General features: G+C 62.0%; 17 protein-coding genes and 2 pseudogenes. 10 read left to right on the forward strand and 9 right to left on the reverse strand.

Annotation, left to right across the window (positions count from 1 at the left end; genetic code table 11):
• Positions 1-177, forward strand: a pseudogene (locus FV217_RS00005) (IS481 family transposase); the annotation flags it as partial.
• A gap of 336 nt (positions 178-513) precedes the next feature.
• Positions 514-801: a hypothetical protein gene (locus tag FV217_RS00010; protein ID WP_147813041.1), complete on the forward strand. Its 288-nt coding sequence runs from the start codon at positions 514-516 to the stop codon at positions 799-801.
• Between the two features lie 3 nt (positions 802-804).
• On the opposite strand, the gene FV217_RS00015 is transcribed toward FV217_RS00010, so the two are convergent.
• From FV217_RS00015 to FV217_RS00025, 3 genes and pseudogenes are all read right to left on the reverse strand, one after another.
• Positions 805-1,050 carry a hypothetical protein gene (locus tag FV217_RS00015; RefSeq protein WP_147813043.1) on the reverse strand — a complete coding sequence of 82 codons (246 nt, stop codon included), beginning with the start codon at positions 1,048-1,050 and terminating at the stop codon, positions 805-807.
• A gap of 160 nt (positions 1,051-1,210) precedes the next feature.
• Positions 1,211-1,363 (reverse strand): annotated as a pseudogene (locus FV217_RS00020) (cytochrome c biogenesis protein CcdA); the annotation flags it as partial.
• Positions 1,364-1,733: 370 nt separating this feature from the next.
• Positions 1,734-2,141, reverse strand: a complete 408-nt coding sequence (locus FV217_RS00025) for a helix-turn-helix domain-containing protein (protein ID WP_246682690.1) — start codon at positions 2,139-2,141, stop codon at positions 1,734-1,736.
• A 170-nt stretch (positions 2,142-2,311) separates the two neighbouring features.
• On the opposite strand from FV217_RS00025, the gene FV217_RS00030 reads away from it, so the two are divergent.
• The 5 genes from FV217_RS00030 (at position 2,312) to FV217_RS00050 (ending at position 8,051) form a co-directional block, all read left to right on the forward strand.
• Positions 2,312-3,193 (forward strand): hypothetical protein, encoded by an 882-nt coding sequence (locus FV217_RS00030; RefSeq protein ID WP_147813047.1) that lies wholly within the window; start codon positions 2,312-2,314, stop codon positions 3,191-3,193.
• A 683-nt stretch (positions 3,194-3,876) separates the two neighbouring features.
• Positions 3,877-4,074, forward strand: a complete 198-nt coding sequence (locus FV217_RS23180) for a hypothetical protein (RefSeq protein WP_210245109.1) — start codon at positions 3,877-3,879, stop codon at positions 4,072-4,074.
• A gap of 2,334 nt (positions 4,075-6,408) precedes the next feature.
• Positions 6,409-6,771 carry a hypothetical protein gene (locus FV217_RS00040; RefSeq protein ID WP_147813051.1) on the forward strand — a complete coding sequence of 121 codons (363 nt, stop codon included), beginning with the start codon at positions 6,409-6,411 and terminating at the stop codon, positions 6,769-6,771.
• A 370-nt stretch (positions 6,772-7,141) separates the two neighbouring features.
• Entirely contained in the window at positions 7,142-7,396 is a 255-nt protein-coding gene (locus tag FV217_RS00045; protein ID WP_147813053.1) for a hypothetical protein, read from the forward strand.
• A gap of 487 nt (positions 7,397-7,883) precedes the next feature.
• On the forward strand, positions 7,884-8,051 hold the full coding sequence (locus tag FV217_RS00050) for a hypothetical protein (RefSeq protein WP_246682691.1): 168 nt from the start codon (positions 7,884-7,886) through the stop codon (positions 8,049-8,051).
• A gap of 755 nt (positions 8,052-8,806) precedes the next feature.
• Here FV217_RS00050 and FV217_RS00055 read toward each other — a convergent pair.
• Both FV217_RS00055 and FV217_RS00060 read right to left on the reverse strand, forming a co-directional pair.
• Complete coding sequence (locus FV217_RS00055; RefSeq protein ID WP_147813055.1) at positions 8,807-9,172, reverse strand: nuclear transport factor 2 family protein; 366 nt, start codon at positions 9,170-9,172, stop codon at positions 8,807-8,809.
• Between the two features lie 17 nt (positions 9,173-9,189).
• Complete coding sequence (locus tag FV217_RS00060) at positions 9,190-9,627, reverse strand: OsmC family protein (protein ID WP_147813057.1); 438 nt, start codon at positions 9,625-9,627, stop codon at positions 9,190-9,192.
• A gap of 258 nt (positions 9,628-9,885) precedes the next feature.
• Between FV217_RS00060 and FV217_RS00065 the strand changes: the two genes are divergently transcribed.
• From FV217_RS00065 to FV217_RS00075, 3 genes are all read left to right on the forward strand, one after another.
• The gene (locus FV217_RS00065; protein ID WP_147813391.1) at positions 9,886-10,371 is read left to right on the forward strand and encodes a PAS domain S-box protein; all 486 of its coding nucleotides are present in this window, start codon (positions 9,886-9,888) and stop codon (positions 10,369-10,371) included.
• Between the two features lie 63 nt (positions 10,372-10,434).
• Positions 10,435-11,685 carry a formyl-CoA transferase gene (gene frc / locus FV217_RS00070; protein ID WP_147813059.1) on the forward strand — a complete coding sequence of 417 codons (1,251 nt, stop codon included), beginning with the start codon at positions 10,435-10,437 and terminating at the stop codon, positions 11,683-11,685.
• Between the two features lie 240 nt (positions 11,686-11,925).
• The gene (locus FV217_RS00075) at positions 11,926-13,113 is read left to right on the forward strand and encodes an HPP family protein (RefSeq protein ID WP_147813393.1); all 1,188 of its coding nucleotides are present in this window, start codon (positions 11,926-11,928) and stop codon (positions 13,111-13,113) included.
• A 125-nt stretch (positions 13,114-13,238) separates the two neighbouring features.
• Here the strand turns inward: FV217_RS00075 and FV217_RS00080 are convergent, their stop codons facing one another.
• From FV217_RS00080 to oxlT (FV217_RS00095), 4 genes are all read right to left on the reverse strand, one after another.
• On the reverse strand, positions 13,239-13,937 hold the full coding sequence (locus FV217_RS00080; RefSeq protein WP_147813062.1) for an esterase: 699 nt from the start codon (positions 13,935-13,937) through the stop codon (positions 13,239-13,241).
• Positions 13,938-14,249: 312 nt separating this feature from the next.
• The gene (gene oxc, locus FV217_RS00085) at positions 14,250-16,013 is read right to left on the reverse strand and encodes an oxalyl-CoA decarboxylase (RefSeq protein WP_147813064.1); all 1,764 of its coding nucleotides are present in this window, start codon (positions 16,011-16,013) and stop codon (positions 14,250-14,252) included.
• A gap of 173 nt (positions 16,014-16,186) precedes the next feature.
• The gene (gene oxlT / locus FV217_RS00090) at positions 16,187-17,515 is read right to left on the reverse strand and encodes an oxalate/formate MFS antiporter (protein WP_147813066.1); all 1,329 of its coding nucleotides are present in this window, start codon (positions 17,513-17,515) and stop codon (positions 16,187-16,189) included.
• A gap of 288 nt (positions 17,516-17,803) precedes the next feature.
• Positions 17,804-19,087 carry an oxalate/formate MFS antiporter gene (oxlT, locus tag FV217_RS00095; RefSeq protein WP_147813068.1) on the reverse strand — a complete coding sequence of 428 codons (1,284 nt, stop codon included), beginning with the start codon at positions 19,085-19,087 and terminating at the stop codon, positions 17,804-17,806.
• Between the last annotated feature and the right edge of the window lie 30 nt (positions 19,088-19,117).

Raw genomic sequence — 19,117 nt, forward strand, 5'->3', positions numbered from 1 at the left:
AGCCATGCACAGCTCCGCGCTCACTTGGCGGACTTCGTCAGCGCTTACAACTTCGCGCGCCGCCTCAAGACCCTGCGTGGCCTCACACCCTACGAGGCCATCTGCAGGGCATGGTCCGCCGAGCCAAGCCGCTTCACGTCAAACCCGCTCCACCAAATGCCGGGACCAAACATCTAGGCCATCGTTATGACGCGCTTTCTTACGACCGACCGGCATCCACTCGGCCGGAAAGCGCTCTAAGCGCCCCACAGCACTCGGGCCGAGCCGATGGCTGTCGTCGCGGGGCCGAGACCGAAGGCGAGGGCCGTCGCGTAGGAAATGGCTGTGAGGATCATGATCTTCGTCAGGCTCTCAATGGATTAGCAGCGGTATCCACCAGACTGCGGGTCGGTGGAGATGAAGCGTTCGGGCAGCCGCTTTGTGCGGCAATCCCGGCTGATGGGAAGCGACTGCCGGGACATCTCACATTTTGTTCATGCGCCTCGGTCGTGAGATCCGGATATAGGGTGCGGCATGGACGTGTTTCAGACCGACGCGCTGCGCGAATTGCTCGATGGCATGTCCGCTGAGGTGGCCTTGGCCGACGCACGCCGTGACCTAGCCGCAAAGGACGGGATGGGTCCCGAGGATGCCTGGGCTCTCGGTTCGATCGCACGCTCCCAATGCTTGGGGCTGGTCAAGCTGGAGGCTCGTCTTTCGGCCGCCGGCGATATGCTGGCGCGACTTGCCGTTGTGTCGGATGCGGACCGTGCCTTGGCACATTCGGCGGTCGCGGCCTCGGCGGTTTGCCCCGATCCTTAGGGCTCACGGCGTCGATGCGTCCCCGGCACCAGCCCCCAGGGAGCCTCCGACCGTTTCCGACTGCCATACCAGCCGGCCGACCACGTCATAGAGGGCTGCCTGGCCACCGTGCTCGGATAAGGTCAGGGCTGCAGTCGTGATCGCCAGCCTGATCGCCTCTGCGACCGTGGTCGCGGAAATGGACGTGCTATCGGTCCAGCGTCCCGGGCCGGGCGACTGAAACGTCAGGACTAAGGTGAAGCTCATCACGATGACGGCTCGCGCCTCGACCAACCCAGGCGGATAAGTTCCGCACCCTCGGATCGCTCCCGATGATCCTCGCTTATCCCCAATTTTTAGCACGGCATGCCGCTTTGGATTGATCCTGAGGATCCCGCGAGTCGGGATCGATGCATCGCGAGTCGTAACCTCAGAACCGGGTCGTCAGGTCGGTGAGCCATTCCGGCGAGGCGTTCACCAGCGCCGTCTCCATGGCCTTGTCGTAGCCCGAGAGGATCACGCCCCCACTCACGACCAGGATCAGGCCGAGCGCCGCCTTCATACCTTTGCCGGCGCTCATTAGCGCGTCAGCAGGTCAGAGAGTGCAGCCACGCAGACTTCTTCGAACGCGATAGTGAGCTTTGCCATGTAGAGGGCGGTGCAAATCCAGGTCACTAAACCGCCCTGACGGGGTCGGCATCAAACGCCGGATCTCGGCGGCCGTGTCTGCCTAAGTGGTTGCTTCGGAAATCGTTTCGAAGATGGGCTCTCCGGGCTTAGCGAAGCTCGAATTGCCTGGATTTACTCCGCCCCGTGGCTGGATTTTCCTCCGCCCTACAGAGTGCGGCCTGAAGACCGGGTGGAGGGCCGTCGGCGAGCAAGATTACGCGGTTAAGGGGGACATAACCTATTCAGCCGTCTCGCCGGCGCTGGGACACGCATCATGGGATGCGTCACGTTTCGCGCAGCCATTTCCAAACCTGCTGCAAGGCCGCCAGTCTGTTAGTCTGCTGGACCACTCGACGCTCGCCACGCCAAGCCTGGGGTGGCGAGCCGTACCGATTGCGGAAGCTGCGGCTGAGATGCGCGACGCTGCTGAAGGCGAAGACCTCGGCCAACTTGCTAAGGGTGCGCGTCTCCATCGGATCGGCCAGGGCATCGCGCACCGCCTTCAGGCGCTCGCCCTGCACGAAGTTCATCACGCCCTCCGCTGGGTCGAACAGCCGGTAGAGCGTGGCCCGCGAGACATGCATCTGCCCAGCGATGAATGCGGGCGACAGATCGGGCCGCGTCAGGTTTTCCTGTATGATCGTCCTGGCCAGCGCACGCAGTCCCCCATCGAGTGCTCGGCCCTCCAGCACGTCCGAGGCCTGCGAAGGATCGAGCAGGCGATGCAGGAAGGCGACGAAGTCATCGGCGGTTGTCTAGTCTCTTTCCGGGTTCAACATGTCAGTCACTCGGATTAGTCCAGCCGACTCCTAACCGTCGTGGCCCTAAGGCGATCCATAGTTCGTCTGCTGAGAAACAACGTTTGAGTCGTGAGAAGTTAAAGGCGGAACGTATCGGCTTCGTTAAAGAAATCGAATTGGCCACTAAAGATAATCTTAGAGACTTTTGTTTATATGAACGAGACGAATATACCTTAGAGTCTATAGGTAATAACGTCTCACTTGTTAGAGGAACTATCATAAGAAATATCAAGCAAAAGAATCCAGACAGAAGCCTCTACCTATCTGATGAGGGGCCATTTATTGCCTACCTTCGTAATAGAGCCAAGATCAAACTCGAAAACAAGGAAGAGAACGAAGCGATCAGTCCGGCGTGTTTCAGGCATGTTGAGGGCAAAGACACTGTCACTGCTGGTGTAAACGTGTCGAACAATCACTATCGTAATATCGTTTGTCAAATCATACATAAAATCGAAGCAACTGGATCCTATGTCAGAACTCGCGACCCATCAAGACCATACATGAAGGCGCATGGTATCGATCCAAAGTATGATGCCAGCAACAAGTTCTATCTCCCTTGTAAGCCAGGGAATGGTGGGGCCGGCATCTTCAGGGTCTTCGATGACGATGGTCGATCACCACTTGACGTAGACAACTGGTTGGAAAACTCGGTCGTTCCGTTAGATGATGAAATTCCAGTTATCCCTAGCATCACAGCAGACAGCGATGACAGGGACGAACTTACACCGCTCCAATCCTACATTGCAGAGAAGGCACTGGACAAGTTCCGATCTGCACCCAAAGAGAGTGGGCACGTCATGTTCTATAACCTGAACCGAAGACTTTTACACAACGGCATTCGAGGTCACCACTGGCGACTAATTATGTCTCAGGCGGTAGGATGTGCGAGATCGAAGGCAGAAAGGCAGAAAGAGATGGAGGAATACATGAAAGACGCAGCGTGAGAGCATGTAACGCACAGCCTATGTAAATAGTAAGACAGGTCTAGGTCTGTTCAACGCCAGAAACTCGGATGATGTCGCGAACGTCCGTGACATCATCACCGTTCATATTAGAAGAATCAAAATCTACTTCCGTCACTACCCTAACGCTATGGGGATTATTTCGAACGTGACGCACGCACGATCAGAGTCCGGTCAAATGAGGCGGTCCACCGTTTTTCCATCCGTGCGCACCGCTACCGACTGCCTCGCGACATCCGTATCGAGACAGCGGAGCATCATGAGTCAGTCGCCCAATGGGGCCTTACAGAGGCCATCTGACGTGTCGTAGCGGGTGGTGTGCCTTTGACGGTGCTATAGGGCGGATGGTGGCCGTCTCTGATCGAACCTACGGGCCGGGGACAGGGATAGCCTTCCTCACGGGGCCATACGGGAACGATCTACCCCTTCCAGTTCGATCTCGGTTGGCTAGCACGTCCACGCTTCCCACGATCAGCGCCGGCCAGACCAAACCGTTGAATGCCGCTCTGATCCCCACACAAGACCGTCAGACTCCGACGATAGGGCCGCGCCTTGTCCAGCCTATCCAAACCGTTCCGACCATCAGTGCGGCTCCTACGGTCCAAAAGCCAGCCCACCTAGAAACCTCTGCCGGAATCGAGGCCAGGAGGGCATTCAACCTGCTGATGGTCAACATCACTGGCATCTTCGCCCTGAGCGGTGTTGCGACCATCGTGCCGTTCTCGGCCGCGTGGTTCGTTCAGGTGGAACGATCCTATAACGCTGTCATCGTGGGGGCGGCCGGTGCCTTGCCTGAAGGAATGGAACTTCTACGACGATTGCCTGCCCTAAGTGATGACGCGTTGTCGACTACCAGACAGTAGAAACTATATATTGGAACAAATCGTGGGCGACCAAGTTACGCTTCAGAGTGTATAAGCGCAATCAGATTATGAGGTTCGCTTTTTAAAGACTAAGGTCAATCTTATGCCACGCTATTTCTTCGACGTACACGACGGTCTCGACTTTAACGATACTGTTGGTCGAAAGATCAAGGACATGCAGGGTGTTCGTGCGGAAGCTATGAAGGTAGCATCCGAACTATCTGCTTCTGAAAATTGCTATAAAGATGGGTATACGATCATTGTGGAAGTGCGAGACGACCAAAGGGCAAATGTGCTGGTCGTTCGAATGGTATGTCAGATTGATGAGGCTGCTCGACGTCAGCTAAAGATTGCATCCTAGTGGCTGAAATCCGAAATTTGGGATCCACCACGGACGTCTACGGAGAGTGGAAAGCGGCCCTCCCGGGGTATGTTCCTCGTCTGGCGAGCTGCGACGATCTTTGGGCATCGCTTCCTGCGGATAAGTGGCTCATAGGGGATCATCACTGGCTTCGGTCCCGGCCGCCCGTGCCTGAGAGCAGTGCGTGCTCCCGCCCATATTGCGCGGAGGACGTTTGTGTCTGACAGCAAGCCTTTGGCTATCCTCATTGCAGACGCTGATCAGCTCGTCCGTATGGTCACCGCTGACATGCTGACGGATATCGGTTATCGGGCCATAGAAGTCTGTACGGCAGCAGAGGCACTGTCAGTGCTTCAAGGATCAGACGCCGTACGTATGCTAATCACGGGGCGCAGCATCGCGGGCGATGGTGTTGCCCTCGCCCATGTCGTTCACCGTCGTTGGCCCGGTGTTGGTATCATTGTCACTTCGGGAGCTGGATCTGAGCTTCAACGGGAGCTCCCACCGGGTACACGCCTGCTCAGCAAGCCGTACAGGTTTGCGGACCTGATGCATGAAGTGGAAGCTGGCCTCGCAAAAGTGCGGGACGAGCCCGAACCCGCGCCTGCCCCAATATTGCCGAGCGGTGTACCGCTTAACAGGGGATTGTACTTGGGCCATGGCATGGGCGCTATAGCTGCTCCCTCTACAGAGCCGGACAAGACATAAATTCTTTATCTAAAAATACTAGTATGTTAACCCAAGCCGGTATCAATTATACGATGTACTCAGAAACCTAATATACAGGCCCAAGTATAAGGATTCCTTGTTCGTTGAGAGCGATCCGCGCAGATAACGCTAGTCGGAATTCCTGCTCTAGGTAGTGCTTTTAGATAGCCCCAAACTAGAAAATTTCTTGGAATTGACCGGCCTCTGAACTGCAAGTTGATCTGGGTCCCGACGTGCCTTCATCCATGCGGCCGCGAAGCCTATGTCGATCACGTAAGGCATACCAGGGCGAATTCGATACCATCCTCCATGCCTAGGGATTTTGCCGCCACCATGAACGGCCGATGTTACGTGGCCGAGTACCACTTGGATGAAATAGGGCGATCCGTGCGCCAGCATTTCTGCCCTGGTGGCCGAACCATTCGACGCTAGAAAGTCGATCAGCCCAAGAGTTCGCTCCGCCGAGAAGAGCTTCGTATTGGCTTGCAAGCGCAGTATAGCGTTCTGCACCCTTCGATCCCAATCCGACACGGTCATGGGTTGCCGGTATGGAAGCGGTCAATGTAGCAGAGACCGTACCAAAGCTCCGCACTAAATTCTTTAGCCATACTCTTCGCGACGGCTATAGCCGACTTGTCGTCATGGATAGGCAAAGGTGTGATCGATGACACTCGGCCATCTCTGTCAATCAGCACAAATCGATAGCTTGCCGGCCGCGAATCTAGCCTTCCAAGCCGTTCTTCTTGTGGTGGATCAGACATTAGGAGCGACCCGCCATCTTTAACCAGCCCACAACTATAGGCGGCACACGGCCTCAGGTCGGTAACAGATATTGCGCAAATCTCCCGGCGACAATCTCACGCGGAAGAATGGTATGGTACCTGACAATCCGACATCGGTTCATAGGTGAAAGGCAGCTTGACGACCGGGCGCGTTTGGGAGCTGAAACAAAGCCCGTGCACCCCTAACCGCTTTGTGGATCATCAGGGCGTTCACCACCCCTGAGCCAGCAATCGGTTTGGCAGCTATGTTCGCGTCTATGGACGCTGCCTTTTTGTATCTGCTCCCGATCCAGACCCGTCCACCGATGCCGACCGTCACCAGGCCTCCTACAGCCCCAAACTCTGCCCACATCGAAATTTCTGCCGAAATCGAGGGCAAGAGGGCATTCAACGTGCTGGTGGGCAATCTGGCTGGCATCTTCGCCTTGGCCGGTGTCGCGTCCTTCGTGCTGCTCTTGATCGGGCTTGGGTCGCGATGGGGTGGTGTTTGCCGATAGCGAAGACCTTGCCCGAACCGCCTCCATCGTTATCGCACCCATCTTGACCGCCTTGGCCCTGGCATTCGAGATCTGGCGGCTGACGTTGGGCGAACCACACACGACCCTGAACCAAGCCTACTTCATGGACCACTGGACGCTGTTGGCGATCATGGCCGTAGGGGCTCTGGTCGTGCTGTGGGGCTTTGTGTCCACCTTCACCAGCACGATTAGACTCAACGGGGTGGTGATGGGGCTGGCGATTGCCGTCCTGAAGCTGACAGCCGTGGTCGTCGTGCCTGTAGCGATCTTCGGAGCGTGGCACCTGAGAGATCCGACCAGGGAAGCTATGCTACCGTCCGAACGTTGAACTCTGGATCGTATTCGGAGCAGCAATATGGTTTGGGTCGAATTTGGTTAACGGACCAAGGGTTTTCCATCGTCACGGTGAGGCAAAGGTGCAGCCGTTCGAAAGCATGGCTATGGTGACGTCATAGGGCGAATGGTGGCGGTCTATGATCGAACCTACGGGCCGGGGACAGGGATAGCCTTCCTCACGGGGCCATACGGGAACGATCTACCCCGTGCAGTTCGATCCAGGCTGGCAAGCACACAGACGGCACGCACCAACCGTCAAGCTTCATACCTTCAACGCATAGGGTATCTGATCGCATTGCGCGCAACCTATCCCATCCTCATGTGTTGCTGCCGCTACAACGAAACAGCAAGGCTGGACCGGGATGGCGCGCTACTTTTTCGACATTCACGACGGGGTTGAAATCCGCGACGTGATTGGGCGCGAGTTGGAAAATGGTGCGATCCTCCGCGCTGAAGCCCTACAGGTCGCTACGGCGTTGCTGAAGGCCGAAGCCGACGAGTGCAAGGACACAACGCTTGTATTGAGCGTCCGCGATTTGACCGGCGCTATGAAACTCAAAGTTCGTCTTGTCTGTCAGGTTGAGGAGCCATCTGAGTATCTACAGCGACTTGGATAATTATCATCTCTAGCAAGACGCGGATGCGGAAGTTTCCAGGGCCTATTTTATTTAATGCTTCTTGGCATAAAATCGAAATATCTTTAAAGTTTGACCGAAGTCGTTCGTTGCTTGAATTTGAAATAGACATGCAGCCTTCCGTTTTGAACGATGCGTAAGCTCAAACCTCTCTCTACCGTTGGCAGCCCTTAAATAGCTCCAACGATGATTGAAACCTATCATATGACGGGTTTAGGCTAACATAATAAATGATAATATGACGTTATTTTTCGCACTCTGTGAAAAAGCCTCGAAGGATAACCCCTCCCTCAGATCACGCTAAGTTATTAATCTAAAACCGCAATCCTTGTCGAAGGTGGGGTCACAATCGGCGCCGATCGTGACCCCACCTTCGATGGAAATTCCCTAGCTTCCATAATGAATTAGGTCTGTTTTTCTCAGGGTCATCCTTCGACGCCGATCTACACGCAAGATCTCCGGCGGCACCATGAGCGAGGCCGGCCGCACCGCTCGCGACGTCATGCTCGGCCTGATGAAGACCTGCGCCAAGCTCGGCGTCTCGTTCTTCCGCTACCTCGGAGACCGTCTCGGCATCCCAGACGGTGCAACCGTCCCGCCCCTGCCGGACCTCGTCAAAAACGCCGCAACAGCATGACCAGCCGGTGATCTGCCCCAGTTACGCGATAGCAGGTCCAAGCGTCTCACGTCGCACCCACTTTTTCTTTGGCTGAGAATCCTGGCGTCGCACCCAATTTTTCCTATTGTTGATTTATCTGAAGCTCGACACTTCTTTTGCTGGCATATTCGAAGCGGCACCTTCGCGCAGGTTCACGCCTTGTCGGCTTACTGCCGACCGAAAGGTCAACTCCAGCAGCCGCTAAAAATTATCTTTGCAAAACAATCACATAAGCGTTCGCAGTTTCATGCTGTCCGGCGCGCCAGAATTACAGCCTCTCTGATCATAAGCGTAGGCCACAGCGCGTTCTTGATGGCGAGATACGCGATCTACCGCCTCGTACGCCATCGGTAGCGTGGGACGAGCGGTGGCCTTGTCGAACTGACGGCATGACGACCATCCCGACCGTATAAGTTCAACCCGAAACCGGTTCGGAGCGAATGTGGCTACATCGGACATCATAGGGCCGATGAGAGCAGCGTCTGGTCGATCCGCTTTCCTGTGCGTCAGCGGCAAAACAGATGCTTGTCGGAACCCGGCAATATGGTCGTGACCGACCATTTGCGTCGAAAGGGCTGCCGGCAAACAAAATCATGTTTCTGGGACCGACCCGATCGATGATGCTCGGCGATTTTATATTTTAAGAACTCATGCGATAGATACCAAATATTTGCATATCATCGTCAAAAGATGTTCCCAAAGCATCGATCAGAATCAAGCTTCGAGGCAGATGATCAGGTTGCAACCGGCTTGATCTTTAATTGATCGATCGCCCACAGCCACGTTCCGTCCTCTTGCCGCCGGGCTGCCTCGACGGAGAGGCTGCCGTTCGGCAGTCGAGCGAATGTCAGCGCGAGATTGCCGTTGACGATGGCCGGCAGCGTCTCGGCGGCGGGAAACTCCGACTTCTTGGAGAGAAGGTCGGTGTAGAATTGGCGGATCTCCGCGTGGCCTGTCGCCACGACGTTCCCGGCGGCGAGTACGGCATCCGCCTCGTAGAGTGCCACCAGGCCCTCGACGTCGCCGGCATTGGCGCGGGCGTTGAAGAGCCCGGCTAGGTCTCCGGGCTCATTGGCACCCTTGCGATCGGTGTTCGACATCGGATTGTCTCCTCTTCCTATTTCAGGCGTTCGCCCGTGGCGTCCCGGACCGCGACGGTGATGGGAATTCCGGCCTTCACGCTTTCCGAGACGGTGCAGAACTGCTCGAACTGAGCGAGCACCTGCGTGATCCGCGGCATCGCCGCCGCCGATGCGCCCAGGGTGATCTCGACGTCGATGCCGCCGATGCGCAGGCGCTGCTCGGCGTTGCGTTCGATCCGGGCCGAGGCCCGCGCGGTCACGCCGCCCCCGTCCTGCCGGTACTTGCCGAGCGCGAAGGCGAGGCTGGCGCAGAGGCAGTTGCTCACGCCCGCGATCAGCACCTGCTCCGGCGACGGGCCCTCTCCGCGGCCGATCGGCTCCGGTTCGTCCGAGACCAGCGCCGGAAAGGCCGCGCCGAAATCGATCAGGAACTTGAAGCCCTCGACCTGGGTGATGGTGATGCTCGGTGCCATGCCGGCTGTGTCCTCGCCTGATCCTGCCGCCACGTGGTCCCGCCTTGGACCCAACGAACTGCCGCATGCCGGTATCCCGGAAGTGAGCGATCGAAGTGGTCCGGCCCGGTCTTGACGCTGATTTCGTATTTGGTATACCAGATGCCAATCACCGAGTCACTGGAGCGAGGGGGCGAGCCTCTCGATCCGGAAAACGGGAGGATCAGACGCCATGACCGATCCCTGCATCGCCATCCGGCACGCGGCGTCGGCGTGATCATGGCACCGGGCTTCGACGTTTCCGGGCTGGTCGCCGCCATCGGCGACGCGGTGGTCGTCTCCGATCCGGAGGGGCTGATCGTGGTCTGGAATCCGGCCGCCGAGCGGATCTTCGGATTTTCCGAGGCCGAAGCCCTCGGCCAGCGCCTCGACCTGATCACCCCCGACCGTCACCGTCGGCGCCACTGGGACGGCTACCACAAGACCATGCGCACGGGCGTGACCAAGTACGGCGCCGACGTGCTGCGCGTGCCGGCCCTGCACAAAGACGGCCGCGCGCTCTCCATCGCCTTCACCGTGGGCATGCTCCATGGCGCCGACGGCGCGGTCACCGGCATCGCCGCGATCATCCGCGACGATACCACGCGCTGGGAGGATGAACGCCAGCTGCGCCGCCGAGTCTCGGATCTGGAGGCCGAGATCCAAGCATCCGTTTCAGCGGAATTTGAAGACGAGCCAGATTTGACGTCGAAACACTGTTTTTAGACTTCGGATTTCTCAAAAAAACTTCGAAACCGCAACGCCGTCGACCACAGGGAGACAACGACCATGAGCCAGCCGCTCGAAGGCATCAAGATCATCGACTTCACCCACGTCCAGGCCGGACCGGCCTGCACGCAGCTCCTCGCCTGGTTCGGCGCGGACGTGATCAAGGTCGAGCGCCCCGGCGCCGGCGACGTCACCCGCAACCAGCTGCGCCACGTCGAGGGCGCGGACGCGCTCTACTTCACGATGCTGAACTCGAACAAGCGTTCGCTGACCCTCGACACGAAGGTCAAGCAAGGCAAGGAAGTCCTCGAGAAGCTGATCAAGGAATCCGACGTCATGGTCGAGAACTTCGGCCCCGGCGCCCTCGACCGCATGGGCTTCTCCTGGGCCAGGATCCAGGAGCTCAACCCCGGCATGGTGCTGGCCTCGGTCAAGGGCTTTTCCGACGGCCACCATTACGAGGACCTGAAGGTCTACGAGAACGTCGCCCAATGCGCCGGCGGCGCTGCCTCGACCACCGGCTTCTGGGACGGCCCGCCGACCGTGTCGGCCGCCGCGCTCGGCGACTCGAACACCGGCATGCACCTCGCCATCGGCATACTCACGGCGCTGCGCCACAAGGACAAGACCGGCAAGGGCCAGAAGGTCGCCGTCTCGATGCAGGACGCGGTGATCAATCTCTGCCGCGTAAAGCTGCGGGACCAGCAGCGCCTCGACGCCGTCGGCTACCTCGAAGAATACCCACAATATCCGCACGGCACGTTCACGGACGTGGTGCCGCGCGGCGGCAATGCGGGCGGCGGCGGCCAGCCGGGCTGGGTGCTGAAGTGCAAGGGCTGGGAGACCGACCCGAACGCCTACATCTACTTCACGATCCAGGGCCACGCCTGGGCCCCGATCTGCAAGGCGCTCGGCCGCGAAGAGTGGATCGACGACCCGGCCTACAACACCGCCCGCGCCCGCCAGGACAAGATCATGGACATCTTCGGCACGATCGAAGAGTGGCTCGCCGACAAGACCAAGTTCGAGGCCGTCGACATCCTGCGCAAGTTCGACATCCCCTGCTCGCCGGTGCTCTCGATGAAGGAGATCTCGGTCGACAAGTCCCTGCGCGACAGCGGCACCATCGCCGAGGTGCAGCACCCGAAGCTCGGTTCGTACCTGACGGTGGGAAGCCCGATCAAGTTCTCCGACCTCCAGGTCGACATCAAGGCCTCGCCGCTGCTCGGCGAGCACACCAACGAGGTCCTGGCCGGCCTCGGCTACAACCAGCAGCAGATCGCGGAGCTTCACGACGCCAAGGCTGTCTGAGCCGCGGTTTCGGAAACGAGACGGCCCGGGGGTGGCGCGCGAGCCTGACCGACCCCGAGCCCGGCTCCTCCTCATTTCTCCTCTCTTGGCAAGGGCGCGACGGCGGCGACGAGCCACCGACGCTCCCTTGCGACAACTCCGGGCCGATCCGTCGGTCCGGCTTTTCTTTTTGGGAAGGCGGAGGCGACGGGCTATGCCGTCGCCGCCCCGATCCCGTCAGCGCCGAGGCCCGTGCCGATGCTGAGCCCGTTCCTGAGCCGGTTCGTTCCGGATCTGCTCGCCATCAGCACGCGGGAGCGCGTCCGCTCCGCTTGCGGCGCGTTGGTCGGGATCCTCCTCACCGGATTGATCGCGCGGAGCGCCGTCGGATCGGACGCCGCTTTGCCGGCGCTGATCGCGCCGATGGGCGCCTCGGCCGTCCTGCTCTTCGCAGTGCCGTCGAGTCCGCTGGCGCAGCCCTGGTCGATCCTCGGCGGCAACCTGGTGGCGGCGCTGGTCGGCGTCACGGCGGCGGCGAGCATTACCGACCCGGTTCTGGCCGCTTCCGTTGCGGTGGGGCTCGCCATCGCGCTGATGATGCTCCTCGGCTGCCTGCATCCGCCGAGCGGCGCCGTGGCGCTGACGGCCGTGCTCGGCGGCCCGGCGATCCGCGATCTCGGCTACGGTTTCGTGCTCTGGCCGGTCGGCCTGAACTCGGCCCTGCTGCTGGTCTCGGCCCTGGTATTCAACAACCTGACGGGACGCTCCTACCCGCATGTGGCGCCGGGCCGGCCGGCGCGCGGCAACGATCCGATCCCGGCCTCGGGCAGCGGCCTCACCGCCGCAGATCTCGATGCGGCGCTCCGGGACGTCGACGAGATCCTCGACATCGGCAGAGGCGACCTCCAGGCAATCCTGCGCCGGGCACAGATCCATGCCTCGCTGCGCCGCTCGGGCCAGACCACCTGCGCCGCGCTGCTCTCGCGAAACGTCCGCGCCATCGCGCCCGAGACGCCGTTGCGCGACGCCCTCGAGATGCTGCGCGGCCACCGCGTCACCATTCTGCCGGTCACCGACGAGGGCGCACGGGTGCTCGGCGTCGTCACCCAGAGCGACCTCATCGACAAGACGGTGTGGGACATGCGCGGACCGCGCCTCGGGCTCGGCCGCCGGCTCCGGCTGACGCGCGACCGCGGCCGCGCTCCGCACGGCTCGGTCGCCGACGTCATGACCACGGACATCACCACGCTGCACCCGGACACGGTGGCCGGCGAGGCCGCCCTTCTGATGACGCAGGCCGGTCTCCACCATGCGCCGGTCACCAGCCCGGACGGGCGGCTGGTCGGCGTCGTCGCGCAGACGGATCTGGTGGGTGCGATGCTCGCCGACATGGCGAGCCGCGGCGACGAGGGTCCGAGCCTACGCCTGGCGTCCGCCGGAGCGTCCTGACCGCTCGTACCAGCGGCCTTCGACCATAACCGGTCCAAGGCGTCCGCCGCACGACCAGCGGCGGCACGCTTTCGCGCTTACCAACGGCCAGTCGCAGGAAGGGGCAGAGCTTTCGTCCGTTTGCATCAGTCGACGGCCGACAGCATCTCCCGAAGAAAGAAATCGACGGCCTGCCGCACGACGGCCGGGTCGTAGGCGTGCCGCCCGTCATACTCGACATAGGTGACGTCGTAGCCGGCTTGCCGGAGCAGGCGAGCATGGACGCGGCCGCTGCGGTCGATTGGAATCTGTTCGTCGCGGGTGCCGTGCGAAAGGAAGATGCGCGGCGCGCCGGCCTGGAGCTGGACGGACAAAAAACCCGCCGAGGACACGATGACGTGGCTGACGCGATCGCCGTTGGTGAGCCCGAGGGACAGCGCGTAGCTGCCGCCGTCGGAATGGCCGGCGAAGGCGAGCCGGCCGGGATCGAGCAGGAAGCGCGCGGTGACGGCCGCCAGAGCCAGGTCCAACCGTTCGCGGTCGGGGCCGTTGCCGGCGATCACGAGGTCCCAGGTCGGATGGAGCGATTGCGGCGCCAGCAACAGGAAGCCGCGGGCCTCGGCATGGGCCTCCAGCATCGGCAGGATCTTTTGGGCGCTGCCGCCGCCGCCATGGAACAGCACGACCAGCGGCACCGGCCGGCGCGCGGGAACCGCCTGCGGCACGAACAGGACCGCGTCGCGCTCGGGAAACAGCCCGAGGTCGTGACGGCCCGGGGGGAGCGGCTTTTCGGTCGGCAGCCGGGGGAGGAAGCTCAACCGGCCCGCGAGCTGGGGGTCGATCATGGCGTTACCCGCGTTGGTGTCGGCTCATGCCGTTCCGGATGATCGGATCGGCATGCGACTGGGGCTCTCCTCCACCTCTGGGGGAGGTGGCCGCGAAGCGGACGGAGGGGGCCGGCGCCGTCGTCCCCGGCATGGGTTCGGTGCCGCCCGCTCCACCGCGCTGCGCGCGGTCCCCCTCGCCCAGAGGGCGAGGAGTGGCACGGTGACCGCTTCGATCGACAGGACACGGTATCGGAAGGCGCAACCTCGACAGCCTCGCTGGCTGCCGGGGCAGGGCCGGTCTCGTTAGAGACTCGACGAGGCGAGCCGCCCTCACGTCTTCTTCTTGATCGCGCTCTGCGGATTGAGGCTGCCGATATTGCCGCTCTCGCTGCCGGCGGCCGGGTCGATCGCGGCGTTGATCAGAGTCGGCCGGCCCGAATCCATGGCCGCATCCACCGCGCGCTTGAGCTCGTCGGGGGTGGTGACGTGGGCGCCGACGCCGCCGAAGGCTTCCATCATGCGGTCGTAACGCGCCTCCGGCACGAAGACGGTGGTGGCCGGGTCGCGGCCGGTCGGGTCCGTGTCGGTGCCGCGGTAGATGCCGTTGTTGTTGAACACCACGATGCAGACCGGCAGGTTGTACCGGCAGATGGTCTCCACCTCCATGCCGGAGAAGCCGAAGGCGCTGTCGCCCTCGACGCACAGCACCGGCTTGCCGGTCTCGACAGCGGCGGCGACGGCGAAGCCCATGCCGATGCCCATGATGCCCCAGGTCCCGACGTCCAGGCGCTTCCTCGGCTGGTACATGTCGATGATCCCGCGGGCGAGATCGAGGGTGTTGGCGCCCTCGTTGACGAGGATTGCGTCCGGCCGCTCCTTGATCACGGTGCGGAGCGCGCCCAGCGCCGAGTGGAAGTCCATCGGCGCCGTGTTCTTCATCAGCTTCGGCGCCATCTTGGCGACGTTGGCCTCGCGCTTGGAACGCAGCGTCTCGATCCAGTCGGCCGGCGCGGTCTTCCAGCCCTGGCCCATGCCTTCGAGGAGTGCCGCGAGGCAGGAGCCGATATCGCCGACCACGGGCGCGACGATCTCGACGTTCGAGTCCATCTCCCGCGGCTCGATGTCGATCTGGATGAAGCGCTTGGAGCCGGGCGCGCCCCAGGTCTTGCCCTTGCCGTGCGAGAGCAGCCAGTTGAGGCGGGCGCCGACGAGGAGGACGACGTCCGAATCTTTCAGAGCCGTCGAGCGCGCGGCACCGGCCGAGAGCGGATGCGTGTCCGGAAGGAGGCCCTTGGCCATGCTCATCGGCACGTAAGGGATGCCGCTGGTCTCGACGAGTTCGCGCACGAGTTCGTCGGCCTGGGCGTAGGCGGCGCCCTTGCCGAGCACGATCAGCGGGCGCTTGGCGTTCTTCAGTTCCTCAATGGCGCGGGCGACGGCCGATGGCGCCGGGATCTGGGCAGGGGCCGCGTCGATCACCTTGACGAGCGAGGCCGCGCCGGCTTCGGCATCCATCACCTGGCTGAAAAGCTTGGCGGGGAGATCGAGATAGACCCCGCCCGGACGACCGGAGACGGCGGCGCGGATGGCGCGGGCGATGGCGATGCCGATATCGGCCGCGTGCAGCACGCGGAAGGCGGCCTTGCAGAGCGGCTTGGCGATGGCAAGCTGGTCCATCTCCTCGTAATCGCCCTGCTGCAGGTCGACGATCTCGCGCTCGGAGGAGCCCGAGATCAGGATCATCGGGAAGCAGTTCGTGGTGGCGTTGGCGAGTGCCGTCAGGCCGTTGAGAAAGCCCGGGGCCGACACGGTGAGGCAGATGCCGGGCTTCTTGGTGAGGAAGCCCGCGATCGCCGCCGCGTTGCCGGCATGCTGCTCGTGCCGGAAGGAGATGACGCGCATGCCCTCGGCCTGGGCCATCCGGCCGAGATCGGTGATCGGGATGCCGGGCACGCCGTAGATCGTCTCGATGCCGTTGAGCTTCAGCGCGTCGATGACGAGGTGGAAGCCATCCGTCAGCTCCATCGGAGCGTCGGCTTCGGCGATGCTGACGTCGGTCGTCGACGTATCGATGAGCTTGGCCACTGCAAACATGTCGTTCCCTCCCGAGAGAATGTGTGAGGTGTCACCCTTGTCCGACCGGGTTGTTCGGAATCGGCGGGCGCGTGGAATCCGGCTGAGATCCGATCTTTGGTATACCAAATACCAATAATTGGGTCAACGAAAACGCCGGCCGAAATGGGGATCGGCCGGCGTCTGGGAGATCGTCAGGCGAGGGTGAGCGAGCGATCTTTGGCCACGGCCTGGCCCGGCTCCTCGGTGAGGTAGCGCCGGCGCAGGGGCTTCAGCACGAACATCGCGAGCGATGCCGCGACGATGTTGAGACCGATGATCAGCGCGAACACCGCCGACCAGCCATAGGCCGCCGAGAGCATACTGCCGAACGGCACCAGGAAGGCGGCCGATCCCTTTGCGGTGTAGAGGAGCCCGGCATTGCTCGCCGCGAACTTCGAGCCGAACGTGTCGCCGCAGGTGGCCGGGAACAGCGAGTAGATCTCGCCGAACACCCCGAAATAGACAGCCGTCGCGAAGACGAAGACGTAGGGGTTGGTGCCGAGGTTGAGCAGGACGATGATCGCCATTGCCGCGATGCTGAAGGCGATGAACATCGTGTTCTCGCGGCCGATATTGTCCGAGACCCAACCGAAGAACGGCCGGCCGAAGCCGTCGAAGATCCGGTCCAGCGAAATCGCGAAGGTCAGGGCCGCCATCTGCAGGCCGAACAGGCTCACCGGGACGTCGGCGACCTTGAAGTCATGGGCGATCGGCGCGATCTGCGCCGCCGCCATCAGGCCGCCCGAGGCCACCATGACGAACATGGCGTACATCACCCAGAACACGGGGGTACGGACCGCTTCCTTCGGGCTGCGGTCGACGCTCGTCTGCGGCAGGCGCAGGCTCTTGCGCTGGACCGGGCCGGCCGAGCGCGGCTTGCGCAGCAGAAACGACAGGGCGACGACGACGAGGCCCTGTCCGACGCCGAAATACAGGAAGGCGTCCTGGTAGCCGCTCGTGGCGATCATCTTGGCGATCGGAACCACCGTGATGGCCGCGCCCGCGCCGAAGCCGGCCGCCGTGGCGCCGGCCGCGAGGCCGCGACGGTGCGGGAACCACTTCAAGGCGTTGCCGACGCAGGTACCGTAGACCGAGCCGGCCCCGATCCCGCCGATGACCGCGGCCGTGTACAGCACGGGCAGCGACTCGGCATGGGCGTTGAGGAACCAGGCGAGACCGATCATCACGCCGCCGAAGCCGACCACGACGCGCGGGCCGTAGCGGTCCACGAACCAGGTCTCGATCGGTACGAGCCAGGTTTCCGTTGCGACGAAGATCGTGAAGGCGAACTGGATGGCCGCACGGCCCCAGTGAAACTTGGCGTCGATGGGATCGACGAAGAGCGTCCAGCCGTACTGCAGGTTGGCGATCATCGCCATGCAGAGCACGCCGAAAGCGAGCTGCCACCATTTGGCCGAGGGCGCGTCGTGCGCTGCCTCCCGGTGTCGAGCGGATGTGTTCGGCGCGTCCTGGCGATCCATCCCGGATACCTCCCGTTGCGGGTTTTCTTGATTCCGTAGCAGGTCCATCAAGCATGATATTTCTAGGTATGCAATATACCAGAGATCGGATCGGGCGAAGAATATGGTGCCGCGCAGGTCGATCGTACGATCCGCGCTGGGCATGGTCGAGACCGAAGGCCTGATCATCGCGGCCGGAGGAGGGCCGAAACGACGACGCGCGCCGGGCGTCTCAGCCACGGCGCGCGTCCGCGCAAAAACAAACCGGCGGCCGGTTGCTCGAACCGGCCGTCGGCGATCGTGGGGAGGTTACTCCGCGGGAACCGCGTGGAGGGCGAGCGCCGGCTTCGTATAGGCGGCCCGCATCGGCTTGAGCACGAACAGCGCCATCAGCGCTGCGAGGATGTTCAGCCCGGCCGCGGCCAGGAACACCGCGTGCCAGCTTCCGGTCATCGTGGTCAGCACGCTGGAGAAGGGCACGATCAGCGCGGCCGTGCCCTTGGCCGTGTAGAGCAGGCCGGCATTGGTCGCGGCGTATTTCGAGCCGAAGGTGTCGCCGCAGGTGGCTGGGAACAGCGAGTAGATCTCGCCCCAGGCGAAGAACACGAGCCCGGTGAGGATCACGAACATGAACGGGTCCTGCCCGAACACGCTCAGGAGGTAGATGCCGACGCCTTCGATGCCGAAGGAGAGGAACATCGTGTTCTCGCGGCCGATATGGTCGGAGACCCAGCCGAAGAACGGTCGGGTGACGCCGTTGAGCACCCGATCGATCGTCGCTGCGAAGGTCAGGGCCGGCAACGTGATGCCGAGCAGGCTCACGGGGGTGTCGATGATGTGGAAGTCCTTGGCGATCGGCCCGAGCTGGGCGGTGGCCATCAGGCCGCCGGCCGCCATCATCACGAACATCGCGTACATGATCCAGAAGATCGGCGTGCGCACCATCTCGCCGGGCGTGAAGTCGCGCTTGCTCTGGCTGACCTTGGCCACCTCCGGCACGTCGCCCTTCTTCGGCGCGATCAGGAACAGCGCCAGGATCATGACGACGACGCCCTGGCCGATGCCGAAGTAGAAGAAGGCCGACTCGTAGCCGTAGTTCTTGATCATCGCCTGGATCGGGATGACCGTCAGTGCCGAACCCGCGCCAAAGCCCATCGCGGTGAGGCCGGCGGCGAGGCCGCGGCGATCGGGGAACCACTTCAGCGAGTTGCCGACGCAGGTGCCGTAGACGGCGCCGGCGCCCGTGCCGCCGACGGCGGCGGCGGCGTAGAGCATCGTCAGCGAGTCGGCGTAGGAGTTCATCACCCAGCCGACGGCACAGAGCAGGCCGCCCATCAGCGCGACGATGCGCGGGCCGTACTTGTCGACGAACCAGCCTTCGATCGGGACGAGCCAGGTCTCGGTGACGACGAACATCGTGAAGGCGACCTGGATCGCGGCGCGGTCCCAGCCGTGACGCTCCTGGATCGGGTTCACGAAGAAGGTCCAGCCGTACTGCATGTTGGCGATCATGCACATGCAGACGATGCCGAAGACCAGTTGCAGCCATCGACTGGTGGGCGGTGAACCGGCTGTCGTGGAGGGGGTAACCATGGCGTTTCTCCAAGGAGAGGTCTTTGGGAT

The organism is Methylobacterium sp. WL9 (genome assembly GCF_008040035.1).
Classification (GTDB): domain Bacteria; phylum Pseudomonadota; class Alphaproteobacteria; order Rhizobiales; family Beijerinckiaceae; genus Methylobacterium; species Methylobacterium thuringiense.